Consider the following 16907-nt stretch of genomic DNA (forward strand, 5'->3'; position numbering starts at 1 on the left):
AAATTTTAAATATGGGTACAAAAGTGAATTGTACCCATATCTGTATCACTTCTCTTTTATTGCTTGAACAACCTCTTGTGTAATCTGAGTCCCACCTGTGCTCTTCCACTGTTTGACGAAAGTACCGAAGTCATTTACGCTTTTTTGACCGGTCACAATCTTCAAGAATGTTTCATCTTCCAACTTAACGAGGTTCGCCCACTTGAGCTTCATACTTTTGGTTTGATCGAAGAAAACCGGATTCACTTCTTTAATCGGGGTATTCGCCATTAACTTTCCTGCAACAATTCTGGACGTGTAGCCACTCCAAGCATTAGGATCCGGATTTTTAGGATTCTTCAAATAATTTTCAATATTGTTATATGAAGTTGAATCGTCGAGGGATAGACTCTTTGGATCTTTTTTGCCATCTACTGTAGCTTTTAAATCTTTGTACATTTGGGCCGTTGCATCATTAAAATTAATCATCACGTTTAATGGTTTCCCACCGTCGTAACCGCCTCTTACAAAATCAACAACTGGTTTATAATTTTTATCTTCACGAACAAGTTTGTCATTGATAGCGCTTGCAATTTTAGGTAACAATTCAGGGTGCTTAAACCCTTTTCGAACCACATAAAATTCAGAAACTGGATTCTGAGTGTAGGCAGTGATTTTGCCATCTCCATTTTTTGAAATGATATAGGGTTTCCAATTTGCTTTCGGGTTTTTCTTTATCGCAGAGTTCAATGGATAATCTCCGGACCACCATGGGCCAAAGAATGCACCGGCTTGACCGCTGATGATCAACGATTCAATGCTGTCACGAACAGCCATTTGAGGATCAATCAACCCTTTCTTATACCAGTCCGCCAATTTACTAAGGCCTTGCTTCGTTTCATTAGTAGTCGATCCATAGACAACCTTGCCATTTTGTTTAATCCATTGACGTGGAAATGAGTTGTAAGTAGCGAAAATATTATCGGCTACGAAAAGGGACCCATAATTGCCACCAACCGATTTAGAAAGTGCCAAGCCTACCGTATTTCCTTTGCCATTGTTCCCTGGATCTTTTTTTACAAAAGCGGTTAACACTTTTTCCATGTCATCGACAGTTTTTGGTGCTTTTAGCCCAAGCTTATCCAGCCAATCTTGACGGATCCAAAGCATGGTTGGAATATTAGCATTTTGTGTCGATGGTAGTGCCATTAATTTTCCATCAAATGTAGCCGCCTTCAATGCCCGGCCATTGTATGAATTATATTTTGCTTTTATAAAGTCCGATGCGCTGGATTTATAGACATCTGTTAAGTCGGCAATACTGTCATTCGCAACTAATTGTCTCAATGTATCTGCATTGACAGCCATTATGTCAGGCAAGTCACCAGAAGCAACGGCCATTGACACCTTCTGGTCATATGGATCTCCAGTTTGCGCTTCAAATTTGTCTTTACTCTGAATATTAAGTGTATCTTTTAAATATTTGGTATAAGCATTGTCTTCATAAGTCTGACCTTTTGGAAGTTTTGGGATCCCTGGCGTTGCCTTGCCAATGGTGTACGTGACTGTTTTCTTATATTTTCCGAAAGGCTTTAGTTCTTGAGGTGATGCAACTGATTTTGAATTGGAACTCTGATTAGACCCCATCTTACATCCTGATAAAACACTGAGAAGCATCAACACTGCAGCAAACAATGTTAAAAACTTTTTCATTTATAATTCCCCCTTTGTCTTATCTTTCATGGAAAAATGAATAATCCCAATTTTGTTACTCATTACGTCTCCTCTCCAACTAAACTTGTGATCTGTAATTTCCTGTCTTATTCTAGATAAACATCGGTAAAAGTGTAACGTAACACCTGAATGCATGATTTATATTAACATATAGATAAAGCGCTTACAATACAAATTCACAAAATACTTATCGAATTTTTTAACTCTGCGTCTACGTCGTTTCAACCGTTCGATCCTGCCTTACTCTAGTCCGATATTATTGTCTGATCGTAGCTAATTTTTGACGGAACCGCACAGAGAGAAAAACTATAGGTACTCCCGTTATGAAAACATCTTGATGAACACGACCATCCGAATCATCGCTGTATGTTCATGAGTAACCTTCATTGCTTATTCAAAAGTTTGTGCTATGCTACTCATAGGATTGTTTACATTGAATTTCCAATTAAAAGATGGTTCGATTAGATCGTCATGTAAATCGTGTAAATCGTCGTGAAAAGATACCACTAACTGCTTGCGACTGAGAGAAGTATTCTGTCTGTAATTAAGGATACGTGTATCTCGAGTAACTTTTATGCGAGGAGGATCACTTATGCTCGATTTTCATCACAGTTGGCCGTACGAACGTGTTGCTGGTGATCTTTATTTTGAGGAGTGTCCATTCTGTCACCAATCACCAGTATTGCTTACTATAAAGAAGGAAGCCGTTGAGGGTGCTTTTGAAGGGATAAAAACACATATCGTTATGCCTTGCTGCCATGAAAAAATTGTCATTGAAAGTATGGACAGTGATTATATCTGGGCAGCACAGACATTGAGATAAAAGAAATGTAGTTGCCTGTGAATAGAGAACTGGAGCGATGATATTGGAACAAAAAATACCATTTACGAAAATGCATGGATTAGGCAATTGTTATATTTATTTGGATGGGATCACAAACAAACTCTCTGTTCCTTCTTTTCCTGATCTTTCAATGAAGGTCTCAGATCCATATAAAGGGATCGGTTCGGATGGATTGATCTTAATTTTACCATCGGATCAGGCGGATGTTAAAATGCGAATCTTTAATAAAGATGGATCTGAGGCAATGAATTGTGGAAATGGTTTGCGTTGCGTCGCAAAATACGCCTATGAACATCATCTTGTCCAAGCAGAGCGCTTTTCAATCGAAACCTTGTCCGGTAACAAACAAGCGCAGGTCCACGTAAAGAATGGTGTTGTCGAACAGGTGACTGTGGATATGGGTGAACCTATTCTGGAAAGGGGTTTAATCCCTGTTGCTGGCGGAAATGAAACAGAAAAAGTCATTCGTGAGAAACTAATAGTTGATGGCGTTACGTATACATTCACCGGTGTATCTATGGGTAATCCACATGCTCTGTTCTTCGTCGATCATATTGACAAAGCACCGATCCACAAATTGGGCGCGAAACTTGCAGACACGGATCCGCTTTTCCCGAACGGTGTCAATGTTGGCTTTGTTCAAAAGTTAACAGATCACGAAGTGAATTATCGCGTGTGGGAACGCGGTTCAGGAATTACTCAGGCTTGTGGAACAGGCGCCTGTGCATCAGTCGTTGCATCAATTCTAGAGGAAAAAGTAGTCAAAGATGTACCCGTGACTGTTCACCTTGAAGGTGGAGACTTGACCATTGAATGGCGATCAGACACCAATCATGTTCTGATGACCGGTGATGCTGAAACGATCTGTGAAGGTTTCTATCTTCAACAGTGACAAAGATGTTTGATTGTGATTAAACGCACATCACGTTATAATGAGATTAACTCAAATAAGGAGCTGAAGGAAAATGAATTTAACATTGACCGATGCAGCAAGCTTTCGCGTCAAGGAAATGATAGAGAACGAACCGGGAGAAGGCCTATTTCTTCGTGTCGGTGTCGGTGGTGGCGGATGCTCCGGGCTGACTTACGGAATGGGATTCGACGATAAAATGGTTGATGGTGATCAGGCATTTGACGGCAATGGCTTTAAAGTTGTTGTTGATCAAAACAGTGCACCACTACTAGACGGCGTAACCATTGATTTTAAGCAAAATCTTGATGGCGGCGGATTTACAATCGATAATCCGAACGCTATTTCAACCTGCGGATGCGGTCACTCATTCAAAACCGAAGGCAACGAAGGCCAACCTGCAAAGCAATGTGATTGTTAAGGGATTAATGCATTCGTTTTTGAGTGATCAGTAAAAGTCCTTAAACTCTCTAACAGAATAAATGAACAGACCTCCTGTGGTCGGACAATATAAAATCCAACTTCAGGAGGTTTTATTCTGTTATTTTCATCAATGGATCAACGAAACTGGTGAGGCGTATGGATCAAAAAGTTCTCGGAGGTCAAAATGTGCTAAACTGAGAATGGTTTGGTGCGATACGCCCACGGCAAGCGAGCACCAAAACCCCCACTGAGAAAAAGTGATCACATACTGTTGAGGAATAAAAAATAGATTTTCCTAACTAAAAAAGTTATAATGATGATAAATGTAACAGTGAGGAGTGTGTGTATGTATAATCAAGTCGAAGAAGTGCTGGAAAAGCTGCGTCCTTATTTGCTACGCGATGGCGGAGATGTTGAGCTGCTAAACGTTGAGGACGGTATTGTGCGCGTTCGTCTGCTCGGCGCTTGTGGCAATTGTCCAAGTTCAACGCTCACATTGAAAGCCGGCATCGAACGCGCACTCGTTGAAAATGTTCCCGGAATTAAAGAACTCGAACAAGTCTTTTAAATAATAGAACTGGTGAACACCAAGCACCGTCTGGCTTTTCTCAAGTCAGACGGTGCTTTTATATCTGCTTCATTATTTCTCAAGCAACCACTCCGGTGCCGTGAATTGTCCAGCATAGCGCTTAGCAAGGATTGAAAGCAGATACTCATAGTCACCGATCTTCTCTTCACATTGACGGAGGAGCACTTCCTGTTCACGTTGCTCACTTGGATTGGACTCAAAGAAATAGCGTTCACAACATTCCACATAGGAAAGTGGATATAACAGCCGCGCGTACATCGCGCTCGTCACCTGCTCTGTCAAAGGAAATCGCGATTCATAATCATTCAGAAAAGTATTCATCTCCTCTTCAAGCGTTCGCCTCCCCTGCTGCCAGCCGATTACACGAAGTGCCTCTGCAAGATCTCTCGAACGGTCATCCACAACCCATTGTCCCGGATTTTCTTCAGCAATTCCGTTGATCATAGAATAACGATAATGACCAAAACAAACAGATTGTTCATTTGGAAAATTAATTGAGCCCTCGACCATCATTTGAATGGCATTTTCGGCACAGCCTAAGAAATAAGCAAATCGATTTGAGAATAGCCTCTCGAAAACGGATCGTCGTTCAAGAGAACGATTCGCAAGTTCCTTCGCTTCTAACACATCAATTCGTTTCTCCCAATCCCTATTTCTTGTCATTAAAGGAGATTCAGGAAATAAGTGAACATCGACCATGGAGGTCTGAAGATGCAACTCAGCAAGACCTACCCCTGCGCTCATACCCGTGAATTGGCTCATAATCGGCCGACACATCAGCACCCATTCTTCGCCGCCAATTAAAGTACCCCATTTTCCAGCACGGTTACGGAACATTCTGCTCACGGGCAAGCCCTTTTCAAGATTTAGATAGTCTGCCCACTGTGCAATCGTATCTAACTGTTGGTGATAAAAAGCACTTACCGGTTGAAAATAAAGTGTAAGCGGATGGTCATTAAGCGACAACTCATACTCACGATCGACGATTGCATGCCAATCCAGCATTTTCACCAATTTTCCTCCTCGCTTTATCAAGTGCACTTCTTTGTACATTCTATCGATCGATCACCCAATTCATGACCACATGGACTGCGTGCACATCCTTTTTTTTATTGATGCTTTTATTCCCTTTGTAAAATCATGCACAAAAAATCGGCAACATCATAATGATGCCGCCGATAAGCTCCTTTTGGTCAGTTAAAAATCCATTCACTTAGGGACTTCAGTGAATAAGTTGGTTGGATTGGTTTTGTCCTCAATGCTTCTTCAGATGTGACACCCGTATGCACGATCAACGTGTCTATACCGGAATTTATCCCTGCCATAATGTCGGTATCATAATTATCACCGATCATCAATGTACGTTGCTTCGTCGTACCGATTTTTTGAAGCGCCAGTTCGATAATAATCGGTTCAGGTTTTCCGATAAAAACAGGCTGCACACCTGTCGATACGGTAATTACTGACGTCAGTGCGCCGTTTCCTGGTACAAGTCCTTGTTCATTAGGTAATGCAACATCCGGATTGGTGGAAACGAACTTAGCGCCGGAGCGTATCGCAAGACAAGCTTTACTATATTTTTCATATGTAATCTGTCGATCCATGCCAAATGCAACATAGTCCGGATTTCTATCTTCATAATGAAGATCCGCTTGTTCCATTGCTTGTTTTAAGCCTTGTTCACCAATATAGAGTACTTTGGCATCAGGCTTCTGCGCTTTAATATAACTTGCCGTAGCCATACTCGTCGTCAATACATCATCAGGTGTACACGGAATGCCGAATCCACTTAACTGATCCGCCACCGCCTCTTTTGTACGTGTTGAGTTATTCGTCACAAATAAGTAGCGAAGCCCTTTTCTTTTGAGTGTTTTCACAAAAGCGACTGCTTCAGGTATTTCTTCTTTTCCACGATAAACTGTTCCATCAAGATCAAGTAAAAATGCATCATACTTTTCCACGATAAGAACCCCCGTCTTTACTCCACATCTCATAATTAACTGCACCAATTAAAAACATTGACATGTAAATATCTGTAACATTTATTATTTTGATGATTTTGAGCAAACTACTTTTTAACATATCAAATTAAATGAAGTAAATCTGCTCTGAAAATTCTTACGATTATTTGCTGTCGATCTTTTTTAGTACAAAATATGCACAGCCAAAACTGCAATACTCGACAATATAATCAACGAGTGTATTAATTTTCGTGTCAAACGTCGATTTCGGATTATGGTTTTCATAAAACCCTCGGAGTCTGAGCTGTTCATAGCCCCAATCTCCGACAATATAATCAAATTTGTTCAGAATATCGCTGTACCGTTTTAAAAAGGCTTCCTCATTCCAGCCGTTCCGAACATTTTCAATCACTTCATAATGATGATGATCCACAGAAACCATTGAGCTGGTCAACGGGATACCTCCCCTCTAGCTTGCCGTTGGGCATGGCCTTTATAGGCGATGAATAACATGCAAAGCATACCGACAGAAGTGAGATCCTTCGGCTACTTATACACCATTATAGCAGAACACTTGGGTTCTGAAAAAGGCGCCTGCTTCAGTCTTCACTTAAAAAAGAAAGGACCGTTATGCTAAGATGACTGCCCGTTTACAATTATCATGTTGTGTATTATTCATCTTGCTCTCTGCCGTCTTTCCAGTATATGGAAAAGACAACGCGAATCTCGACGATCAAAAACGAAAAAGCTTGTACCTAAAAACAGCGGCGCTCACGGGAATCCAATGGAGCGTACTTGCCGGTTGTGACCAATATGCACACAATATAGCGTCTTTACAGAGTGATCGTGTGTCTTCGAAACACGATGAATTAATTAGCATTACGTTCACTAAAAAGCAGTGGGCGGGTCCCTTGAACCCAAATTCGAATGATCATGACCCCAAAACCATTTCGCTCTTTGGTGGAATCGGTAAAGATGGCAACGGGGATGGCCGTGCGTCACTTAAGGATGCTGAGGATCGACTCTATAGCTTTGCAGAACAGCTCACACAGTTTGGACCCGGACGGCAAAATACACGCATTGGTCTTTGGTCGCTCTATCACCGAGGCAAGGCCGTTGATATGATTGAGGATTTCGCGCGTCTCTACGAGAAGGCAGATGCTACCCACCTCTCGCAACATGCGTTCCCGGTACCGCTGAATTATAATTATGACTACGCATCGACATGGGGAGCCAAGCGCGGCTGGGGCGGACGACGCATCCATGAAGGCACCGATATCTTTGCGGATTATGGCACACCGGTACGCGCGACAGTCTACGGTGTCATTGAACTAATTGGCTGGAATAACTATGGCGGCTGGCGCATCGGTCTTCGGGATATCAAAGGTAATTATCACTATTTTGCTCATCTCAACGGATATGCTCCTGGTCTACATCGCGGTGTGATTACAAAACCAGGACAAGTCATCGGCTATGTCGGCAGTTCCGGCTATGGACCAAAAGGCACAATGGGAAAATTTCCCCCACATCTTCATTATGGGCTTTACCGTGACAACGGAAGAACGGAATATTCCGTTGATCCTTATCCCGTTTTGAGAATTTGGGAACGCGAAGATCAGCAAACAACGACACGTTAATGGCATCATCATTTCTTGTTACTTGATTGATTTTGGTTTGCGTTTGGTTGCTCAATGGGTACCGATGTTGAAATACCAGAACCATTTGAACTGTAATAATAAGGAATATCTTTTGGTAATAATTTAGAACCAATAGGAATATGTTGCGTAATTGTTTTTGTTTTCATTTCGAAGGGGACAATGACATCAACTTTAACTTTAACATCAAGATACATGAAAAAAACAATATTATTAATCCCAACATTCTTATACTCCCAATTAATGTCACTTTCTACATTACTGACTACATCCATCTCAACAGGTACTCTAGGACCATAATTACTGAGTAGAGCATTGTTAAGGATCTGGCCAAGGGGAATATCAGCAACGAGTGCAGCTCCATCATGATGCTTACTATAGTATAGATCATCAGCATGCCCATTGGTTAGGGAAATCCTTCCCTTTTCTGCAGCCCGTAGAAACCAAAGAATACGATTAGAAACCAATCCTTTAAGACGGTTCGCTTCTTCTGTATTTATATCATAGCTGCTGACTTCATTTTGGGCCGTCAGATGTGTAATGATCATTTTATTGGGAATAAATTTTGGAATTTCGTTAGGATCACTCTTCCCCTGAATGTTACTGAGCACATTTTGCCCAATCCCATAATTCATTGCGTAGTTGGCAATTTGCTCTGTCTGCGTGAGTGCGATGTCCATTACAGCGGGCTTCATCTTCTCGTTAACTGTCCAAATGGCGATGGATACACAAAGAATAAAAATCAAGAAAGACAGGAAAAGTGCATGTTTGATGGACATGTTCTTTCGTCTGTAGCGTCTGCTTGGCTTGAACATGACAACCCTCCTCCACATCATTTATATGCTGGGTGGTGGTTGGTTACATCTTTTTTCTCTCTGATCTGAACGAATAAAAAGAAAAAAGATTAGTAGAGGCATAGAAGAACCTTTACTAATCTAAATTGAAATCAAACATTTGATGAATACGATCAATTATGCCATTTTTCTCAGAGCTTCTCTACCAGTCGTTCCGACATGAATGCCTCGCTTCTCTGCACCAACAGTAACTTCGGCAAGCGGTGCTTCAAGAAGATCATCAATTGTACGTACGCCAACTGCTTTCCCGGCAACGATATCTCGATCGGCTAATTTATTATTAAGTAACTGCACGTCAAGTGCGCCGCACATAATGTAGCCTGTCTTCCCTGTAATGACAATCAGCGTTGTTTTAGGTAAGGATACACTGACTCCTTGATAAAGCGCACCATCAATAGTAATCGGTTGTACATCAATCATATTCAAGCCTCCCTCCTCATTTATCCTATGGAGAGATGATAAAGGAAGTGACTAATGTCCCATCTATTTCGTGAGTACCCAGCCAAGTAAATCGCGCAATGTTTCCGGTAAATAAAATCGGTGTTTTGCCTTTACGATCGGTGGAAGTAAAGAACCTAGGGTAAACATATCAATGGTACCAATGCTGTAGTGTTTCTTAAGTTGTATGGGCTGATCATTGATTCGCACATTAATCGGTTCCATTCCACTTGTTTCGTAAGTCAAATGACTGAAAATCAATTTCCCAATAAGTTTGCCCCGAAAACCAAAGCCCTTTAGCTCATAATTTTGGAATGATTTTGATAATCCAATCCGTATCATTTCAATGATTTCCTCACCGGAGATTTCCACTCTACACGGATTGATTGGATGCGGACAGATCCGATGAACACTATATTTTGTCACCGGACCTTTGGGTAGACCATCTAAGATCACCCCTGCGTTTACCAGACCAATTTCCGCATCACACCACATCCTAAGTGCATCGGCCATGAGTGTGTTTAATTCATTCTCTTTAAACCAATCAACCGGTAGTTGATGATCCAGATTAGCGACAACCTTTTGCATATTCGCGATGCCTTTTTCAGTGAGCTTCGCCACTTCACGGTCTGCTAACGAATCAGAAGGTTCACGGATCGTTATCAGGTCCGCGCCCTTATGCACAATCCGTTTTGCTTGTTCATCGTAGTCAACGACAATATGACCGGCATATTTGAGGTATTTTCCTGCTTGCGCAATTAAGGTGTGCCCAACACGCATGCCTTGTTCAAGCACATGATGGGTATGTGCGCCGATAATCACATCGATGCCACCAATCTCTTCTGCGACACGCTGATCAAAGGGTAGCCCAACGTGTGATAGCAAAACGAGTACATCCACATCTGCTCGGATCTGCTCTACTATGCGTTTCAGTTCAGAATATGGATCCTTAATGGTCCATCCTAATTGGCTATAGAATGGAGGAAATGCTGCTGTTAAGCCAATCATTCCCACCCGAACACCTTGCATTTTATGAATCACATAGGGTCTACACCACTCTGGGCGCTCCCCTGTTCTTTGATCATACAGATTAGCAAGTACAATTTGAAAATGGCGCATCAGATATGCGGCGCTAATTTGTTCTTTTGTAAACGTAATCCCTTCATTGTTTCCGATTGTGACCACATCATAACCAGCATCATTCAGTAATTGAACATTGCCGACACCAAGTAATCCTTCAGTCAACGGGTGAACACGATCCATGTGATCACCAAGATCAACGGTTAAAAAAGGTTCCCCGATTTCATTAAGATGCTGCCGCTCTTGATTCAGATAACGAACGAGACAGCCCCATGAATGAAGATGGCTGTGAATATCATTAGTATGTAAAAAATGGAGTGTAATCAAACTTATGCCTCCTAAATGAAAAAACGAATCCACAACTTCGGTTGCGCATTGTCTATTCTCCGCGCTCCGTATCTATTTTAGTCTTATGCTCTTGATCTCTGTCAAGTTGTATGCAAAGTCTTTCCTGCCTATTTACGAAAAAAAACAAAACCCTCCAACTCGCTTCACAGCGAATTGAAAGGTATGCAAGAAATAGGTTCTTAATCAGCCGATCGAACCTTCCATGTTGTATTTAATGAGACGGTTCATTTCTACGGCGTATTCCATTGGCAGTTCTTTCGTAAAGGGTTCAATAAAGCCCATGACAATCATTTCCGTCGCTTCTTGTTCTGTCAAACCGCGGCTCATCAAATAGAACAACTGCTCTTCAGAAACTTTAGATACTTTTGCTTCGTGTTCCATCGAGATGTCTTTATTGAGCACCTCATTGTAAGGAATAGTATCCGAAGTCGATTTGTCATCCATAATTAATGTATCGCACTCAATATGTGAGCGTGAATTCTTCGCATTAGGCGCAAAGTGTACTTTTCCTCGATAAGTAACGTTACCGCCATTCTTCGCAATCGATTTTGAAATGATGGTGGACGACGTATTTGGAGCGAGGTGAATCATCTTCGACCCAGAATCTTGATTCTGACCCTTTCCACCAATCGCAATTGTTAACGTACTTCCTCGGGACCCTTCACCTTTTAATACAACTGAAGGGTATTTCATCGTGACTGCAGAGCCGATGTTGCCATCCACCCACTCCATCGTTGCATGCTCTTCACAAATGGCACGTTGCGTAACCAAATTATAGACATTATTTGCCCAGTTCTGAATCGTCGTATAGCGACAATAAGCATCTTTGCACACATAGATCTCAACGATCCCGCTGTGCAATGAACTGCTGGAGTATACAGGCGCTGTACAACCTTCTACATAATGAACAGACGCACCTTGGTCAACAATAATTAACGTACGTTCAAACTGTCCCATGCTTTCTGAGTTAATACGGAAATACGCTTGAAGCGGTGTCTTGCAAACAACCCCTTTTGGAATGTAAACAAAGGAGCCGCCGGACCAACATGCAGCGTTTAGGGCCGAGAACTTATTATCGGCAAATGAAATGACTTTACCAAAATATTGCTTAAAGAGTTCTTCATGCTTTTGCAGGGCTGTATCCGTATCAAGGAAAATAACCCCATCTTTTTCAAGCTCTTCTTTCATGCTATGGTAGACAACTTCGGATTCATATTGGGCAGAAACACCAGCCAAATATTTACGTTCAGCTTCAGGAATACCTAATTTATCAAAGGTATCCTTGATTTCGCTTGGTACCTCTTCCCATGAACGCCCTTGATTCTCAACCGGCTTAACATAGTAAGTCAGATCGTCGAAATTCAAGCCGCTCAGATCAGCACCCCATTGTGGCATTGGTCTTTTATAAAAGTGATGAAGCCCTTTAAGGCGATAATTCAACATCCATTCCGGTTCATTTTTCTTCTTGGAAATTTCGCGCACAATATCTTCGGTCAGACCACGCTTTGTACGGAACACAGAGACATCTTTTTCCCGGAAACCATACTTGTATTCTTCAATTTCAGGCAATTTTTGTTGTTCTGTTGCCATCACCGGATTCCTCCTTTTTCATTACAGAATTGTGCGATGTTTTGCTCATCGCCATATATCACGGGATCATACCGTTTCATTCAAAAGTCAGGATCATGGTTACAAAACAAGTGTACCACAATTCACAAAATTGTTGGATTATTGTTGTGCTTTTTCTTTATCTGCCTCACGCAGTGCTTTCTCTACGGCTTTCCATGCAAGCGTCGCACATTTGATGCGTGCTGGGTATTGTGAGACACCATGAAGTGCCTCGGCATCGCCAAGATCTAAATCATCATTATGCTCATGTCCTTGAACCATTTCGGAAAAATCAAAGGTTAATTGATGAACTTTTTCAATGGGCAAACCTTTGATGGCTTCAGTCATCATGGAAGCAGAAGATTGACTGATGGCGCAACCGGTACCCATGTATTTCACATCAACAACCTTATTGTCCTTCAGTTCAAGTGAAATCTGAATTTTATCCCCACATGATGGGTTGTTCATGTTGACAGTTACACAATGTTCGCCTTCAAGTTCACCACGATTTCGTGGTTTCTTGTAATGGTCCATGATCACTGATCGGTAAAGCTGATCAAGATTGTTAAACAACATGTCCGAAGAACTCCTTTGTCTCTTTAATTCCTCTAGCCAGAGCTTCAATTTCATCTTCTGAATTATAGAAATAAAAGCTTGCACGTACAGTGGATTCACATCTCAGACAACTCATCAGTGGTTGTGCACAATGATGTCCTGCGCGTACAGCAATTCCTTCAGAGTCAAGCGCCGTGGATACATCATGTGGATGCACGCCGTCAATATTAAAGGAAACAAGTCCTGAACGTTTACCCGGACCATAGACAGTAACTCCGTCCATATTTGAAAGAACTTCATATGCTTTTTCTGACAATTGTTCTTCATACTGCTGAATGTCATCCATACCGATTGACTCCAAATAATCAATAGCAGCACCAAGGCCGATTGCACCTGCAATATGTGGGGTGCCAGCCTCTAATTTCCAAGGAAGCTCTGCCCAAGTGGCGCTCTGGAAGCCGACTTCATCAATCATCTCACCGCCGGTCTCAACCGGTTCCATATTTTCCAGTAACATCTGTTTGCCATAGAGGACACCGATACCTGTTGGTCCGAGCATTTTATGTCCCGAGAAAGCAAAGAAATCTGCATCAAGATCCTGAACATCAACGGACATATGTGGCGTACTTTGTGCACCATCAACAACCATGATTGCTCCATGATCATGAGCGATTTTCGCAATGGCTTTAACCGGATTGACCGTACCCAATACATTAGAAACTTCCGTAACCGAGACGATTTTCGTTTGATCTGTGATCGTTGCTCTAACCTTTTCGAGATCGAGCGTTCCATCGGATTCCATAGGAAAATAACGAAGAATTGCGCCTGTCTTTTTGGCAACTTGTTGCCAAGGAATCAAATTGGCATGATGTTCCATTGGAGTGATCACTATTTCGTCACCCTTATGCAAATTTGCCATTCCGTATCCGTATGCGATCAAATTAAGACTCTGAGTTGTTCCGGTTGTGTAAATGATTTCCTTCTCACTTTTTGCATTGATAAAGCGACGAATTTTCTCACGTGCTTCCTCGTAGCGATCCGTTGCAAGTGTTCCTAAAGTGTGAACCCCGCGATGAACATTCGAGTTATATTTTTCATAGTAGTCAACCATCGTCTGAATCACAGATGTTGGTTTCTGAGAAGTCGCTGCATTGTCTAGATAGACGAGCTTGTGTCCGTTCACTTGTTGATTAAGAATAGGAAAGTCTTGCCGAATTGATTGAATGTCCATTAGCCAACTTTCCTTTCAATTAATGTTGCAAGCTGCTTACGAACACCCTCAATAGGAAGCAAGTCAACGATTGGTGCAAGGAATCCTTCAACAATGAGCTTCTCTGCCGTTTCTTGTTTGATACCGCGGCTCATTAAATAGTACAGCTGATCCGGGTCAACGCGGCCAACGGATGCCGCATGTCCTGCAATGACATCGTACTCGTCAATTAACAGAATAGGATTTGCATCCCCACGTGCTTGATCGCTAAGCATCAGTACCCGTTGCGTTTGTTCGCCGTCAGCTCCTGAGGCACCGTGTTCGATTTTGGTCCGCGCGTTAAAGATGGAATTTGATGCATCCTTTTGTGCAGCACGGACAAGCAATTGACTTTTTGTCGCTTTGCCCACATGACGTACATAATTATCAAAATTCTGTTTCTGGGATCCACTGCCAATACTTACTGCTTTAATGTCGGCAGCAGCACCATCACCTTGAAGGTTTGTTGCGTTTTCCGATAACGTATTGCCGTCATTCATTTGACCGAGCGCCCACTGAATACTACCGTCCCTTGCTACTTCTGCCTGCCTGTTTACATAAGTAATCATTTGATCTGAGAATTCATCGACTGCACCATACTTAACTTGTGCGTTCTCACCAACAACCACTTCACTGACAATGTTTGCAACACCTTTTCCAACAATTGGATCAGAGAGATAGCTCTCAACAAAGGTAACCGCACTGCTTTGTTCAGCAACCACAACTGTATGTGCAACGAGACCGGCAGATGGTGCATTCTGATAGTAAACAGCCTGAACAGGTTCGGAAATCACAACATTCCTAGGAATATAAAGAAAGGATCCCCCATTAGCGAGTGCAGCATTCAACGCAGTCAGTCTGTGTTTCTTAATGGATGTCGTCTTGAAATAATACTTTGCAAACAAATCACTATGATCCCGCAAAGCTGTCGCAAGATCCGTATAGATAACACCTTGATCAATAAGTTCCTGAGAAAGATGATGATAAACAGCTGAGCTATTCACATGAACAAGCACATTTCCAGCTCCATCACCGTTATTCATTAGTCGGCGAATATCTTCAGGAAGGTCACTCAAGTTGTTGACTGCGGCACTACTCGTATCATAATTAAAATCAGTAAAATTCCAATCGGCAATTCTTGTCTTCTCGGGCTTAGGAAGCGGCAGTTCTTCTGCCAAGTTTAAGCCCTTCATCCGTAGTTCTGAGAACCAGTTCGGTTCATTTCGATCTCTAGAAAATTTTGCGATATCTTCCGAATCAAAGGGAAGATTTTGCAACTGCATAGACATAGTCAACCCTCCTTCACATTTATTTATTAGGCTTCAACCGTTTCATCATCAGTAATGCCAAGCTCAGCCTTCATACCGTCATAGCCCTCTTTTTCCAGTTGCAAAGCAAGTTCAGGGCCACCGGTTTTTACAATCCGGCCTTGCATCATGATGTGTACCTTATCTGGCTTAATATAGTTCAGGAGTCGTTGATAGTGTGTAATGATCAAGCATCCGAAATTTTCTGAGCGCATTGAATTGACACCTTTTGCTACCCATTTCAAGGCATCAATATCCAATCCGGAATCAATTTCATCGAGAATTGCAAATTTCGGTTCCAACATCATTAATTGAAGAATCTCGTTACGCTTTTTCTCACCGCCAGAGAAACCTTCATTCACATAGCGTTCAGCAAATGCCTGATCCATTTCCAACATTTGCATCTTCTTATCAAGGGTTTTAATGAATTTCATCAGTGGAATTTCATTGCCTTCTCCACGTCTGCCGTTGATTGCTGTTCTAAGAAAATCAGCATTGGTAACGCCACTCACTTCACTTGGATACTGCATTGCAAGAAACATACCCGCGCGGGCGCGTTCATCTACCGACATGTCAAGAAGATTTTCTCCATCAAGTAGTGCTTGCCCTGAAGTTACACTATATTTTGGGTGCCCCATAAGTGCAGAGGCAACAGTTGATTTACCTGTTCCGTTTGGACCCATCAGGGCATGGATTTCTCCGCCCTTCATATTAAGATCAAAACCTTTAACAATGGATTTGCCTTCAACAGAAACGTGAAGGTCGTTTATTTTCAATTCCGGTACAGTCATTTTAAAACCTCCAGTACTTTATGGTCTTATGCGGATTGAAAGTCGTTCTCAATCTATTCTCATTATCATATTATATCAGATGTAAATAGATAGCAACACATAGAAATCCGCATGATTTAGCGCAAAGGTATGTATCCGTATTATACCGCTGTTTTCAATAAACATAAAAAGAACGAAAAAAATATGTCACGAGCATTTATGTTCCTTATTATAATCAATTGCTAAAATTAAAATCGCCCGGCAAAATGCTGAGCGATTCTCATCTTTTAATCATTTATTCAGAGACCGGCAGTACCGCTCCTTTATAATGTTTGGTGATGAAGTCTTGAATTGTTTTTGAGTGAAGGACTTGAACTAAATCCTTGATGGCTTTCTTATTTTGATCGCCTTTACGTACAGCGATAATATTCGCGTAAGGAGAAGATGCACCTTCAAGAATTAATGCATCCTTCTTTGGATCCAGATGTGCCTGAAGTGCAAAATTCGTATTGATGGCAAAAAGATCAATGACTTCGACTGGAAATGAACAGCGCCAACAACAAGAACCCAAGCGAAACGTTCTCGTTTGGGTTCTTCTATCAT

17 protein-coding genes and 1 pseudogene are annotated in these 16907 nt (G+C 41.8%); 5 read left to right on the forward strand and 13 right to left on the reverse strand.

The window, feature by feature from the left end:
- Positions 1-45 precede the first annotated feature (45 nt).
- Positions 46-1692 (reverse strand): type 2 periplasmic-binding domain-containing protein, encoded by a 1647-nt coding sequence (locus NIE32_RS07930; protein WP_253054599.1) that lies wholly within the window; start codon positions 1690-1692, stop codon positions 46-48.
- Positions 1693-2305: 613 nt separating this feature from the next.
- Here NIE32_RS07930 and NIE32_RS07935 point away from each other — a divergent pair.
- From NIE32_RS07935 to NIE32_RS07950, 4 genes are all read left to right on the forward strand, one after another.
- Positions 2306-2536: a hypothetical protein gene (locus NIE32_RS07935; protein WP_253054601.1), complete on the forward strand. Its 231-nt coding sequence runs from the start codon at positions 2306-2308 to the stop codon at positions 2534-2536.
- Positions 2537-2606: 70 nt separating this feature from the next.
- Positions 2607-3449, forward strand: coding sequence for a diaminopimelate epimerase (gene dapF, locus NIE32_RS07940; RefSeq protein ID WP_253054804.1), 843 nt, complete (start codon positions 2607-2609; stop codon positions 3447-3449).
- Between the two features lie 73 nt (positions 3450-3522).
- On the forward strand, positions 3523-3888 hold the full coding sequence (locus NIE32_RS07945) for a HesB/IscA family protein (protein WP_253054603.1): 366 nt from the start codon (positions 3523-3525) through the stop codon (positions 3886-3888).
- Positions 3889-4236: 348 nt separating this feature from the next.
- On the forward strand, positions 4237-4458 hold the full coding sequence (locus tag NIE32_RS07950; protein ID WP_253054605.1) for a NifU family protein: 222 nt from the start codon (positions 4237-4239) through the stop codon (positions 4456-4458).
- A 72-nt stretch (positions 4459-4530) separates the two neighbouring features.
- Here the strand turns inward: NIE32_RS07950 and NIE32_RS07955 are convergent, their stop codons facing one another.
- From NIE32_RS07955 to NIE32_RS07965, 3 genes are all read right to left on the reverse strand, one after another.
- The gene (locus NIE32_RS07955) at positions 4531-5484 is read right to left on the reverse strand and encodes a hypothetical protein (protein WP_494337183.1); all 954 of its coding nucleotides are present in this window, start codon (positions 5482-5484) and stop codon (positions 4531-4533) included.
- A 188-nt stretch (positions 5485-5672) separates the two neighbouring features.
- On the reverse strand, positions 5673-6440 hold the full coding sequence (locus NIE32_RS07960) for a TIGR01457 family HAD-type hydrolase (RefSeq protein WP_253054609.1): 768 nt from the start codon (positions 6438-6440) through the stop codon (positions 5673-5675).
- Between the two features lie 163 nt (positions 6441-6603).
- Entirely contained in the window at positions 6604-6882 is a 279-nt protein-coding gene (locus tag NIE32_RS07965) for a YutD family protein (protein WP_253054806.1), read from the reverse strand.
- A gap of 196 nt (positions 6883-7078) precedes the next feature.
- Between NIE32_RS07965 and NIE32_RS07970 the strand changes: the two genes are divergently transcribed.
- Positions 7079-8077, forward strand: coding sequence for a M23 family metallopeptidase (locus NIE32_RS07970; RefSeq protein ID WP_253054611.1), 999 nt, complete (start codon positions 7079-7081; stop codon positions 8075-8077).
- 8 nt (positions 8078-8085) lie between these two features.
- Here NIE32_RS07970 and yunB read toward each other — a convergent pair whose 3' ends face one another.
- The 9 genes and pseudogenes from yunB to NIE32_RS08015 form a co-directional block, all read right to left on the reverse strand.
- Positions 8086-8910, reverse strand: a complete 825-nt coding sequence (yunB, locus tag NIE32_RS07975) for a sporulation protein YunB (protein ID WP_253054613.1) — start codon at positions 8908-8910, stop codon at positions 8086-8088.
- A gap of 156 nt (positions 8911-9066) precedes the next feature.
- Entirely contained in the window at positions 9067-9369 is a 303-nt protein-coding gene (locus tag NIE32_RS07980; RefSeq protein WP_253054615.1) for a YunC family protein, read from the reverse strand.
- 63 nt (positions 9370-9432) lie between these two features.
- On the reverse strand, positions 9433-10794 hold the full coding sequence (locus tag NIE32_RS07985; protein WP_253054617.1) for a bifunctional metallophosphatase/5'-nucleotidase: 1362 nt from the start codon (positions 10792-10794) through the stop codon (positions 9433-9435).
- 204 nt (positions 10795-10998) lie between these two features.
- A complete protein-coding gene (gene sufB, locus NIE32_RS07990) occupies positions 10999-12405 on the reverse strand; it encodes a Fe-S cluster assembly protein SufB (RefSeq protein WP_253054619.1) in 1407 nt (468 codons plus the stop codon).
- Positions 12406-12543: 138 nt separating this feature from the next.
- Positions 12544-12999, reverse strand: coding sequence for a Fe-S cluster assembly sulfur transfer protein SufU (sufU, locus tag NIE32_RS07995; protein WP_253054621.1), 456 nt, complete (start codon positions 12997-12999; stop codon positions 12544-12546).
- The gene (locus tag NIE32_RS08000) at positions 12989-14209 is read right to left on the reverse strand and encodes an aminotransferase class V-fold PLP-dependent enzyme (protein WP_253054623.1); all 1221 of its coding nucleotides are present in this window, start codon (positions 14207-14209) and stop codon (positions 12989-12991) included. Before NIE32_RS08000 ends, sufU begins: the two co-directional genes overlap by 11 nt.
- Positions 14209-15516, reverse strand: coding sequence for a Fe-S cluster assembly protein SufD (gene sufD / locus NIE32_RS08005; protein WP_253054625.1), 1308 nt, complete (start codon positions 15514-15516; stop codon positions 14209-14211). The genes NIE32_RS08000 and sufD overlap by 1 nt, the downstream gene beginning before the upstream one ends.
- Before the next feature lie 26 nt (positions 15517-15542).
- Positions 15543-16325: a Fe-S cluster assembly ATPase SufC gene (gene sufC, locus NIE32_RS08010; RefSeq protein ID WP_253054627.1), complete on the reverse strand. Its 783-nt coding sequence runs from the start codon at positions 16323-16325 to the stop codon at positions 15543-15545.
- Positions 16326-16599: 274 nt separating this feature from the next.
- Positions 16600-16830, reverse strand: a pseudogene (locus NIE32_RS08015) (MetQ/NlpA family ABC transporter substrate-binding protein); the annotation flags it as partial.
- Between the last annotated feature and the right edge of the window lie 77 nt (positions 16831-16907).

This window comes from Sporolactobacillus kofuensis, from assembly GCF_024125425.1.
Classification (GTDB): Bacteria; Bacillota; Bacilli; order Bacillales; family Sporolactobacillaceae; genus Sporolactobacillus; species Sporolactobacillus kofuensis.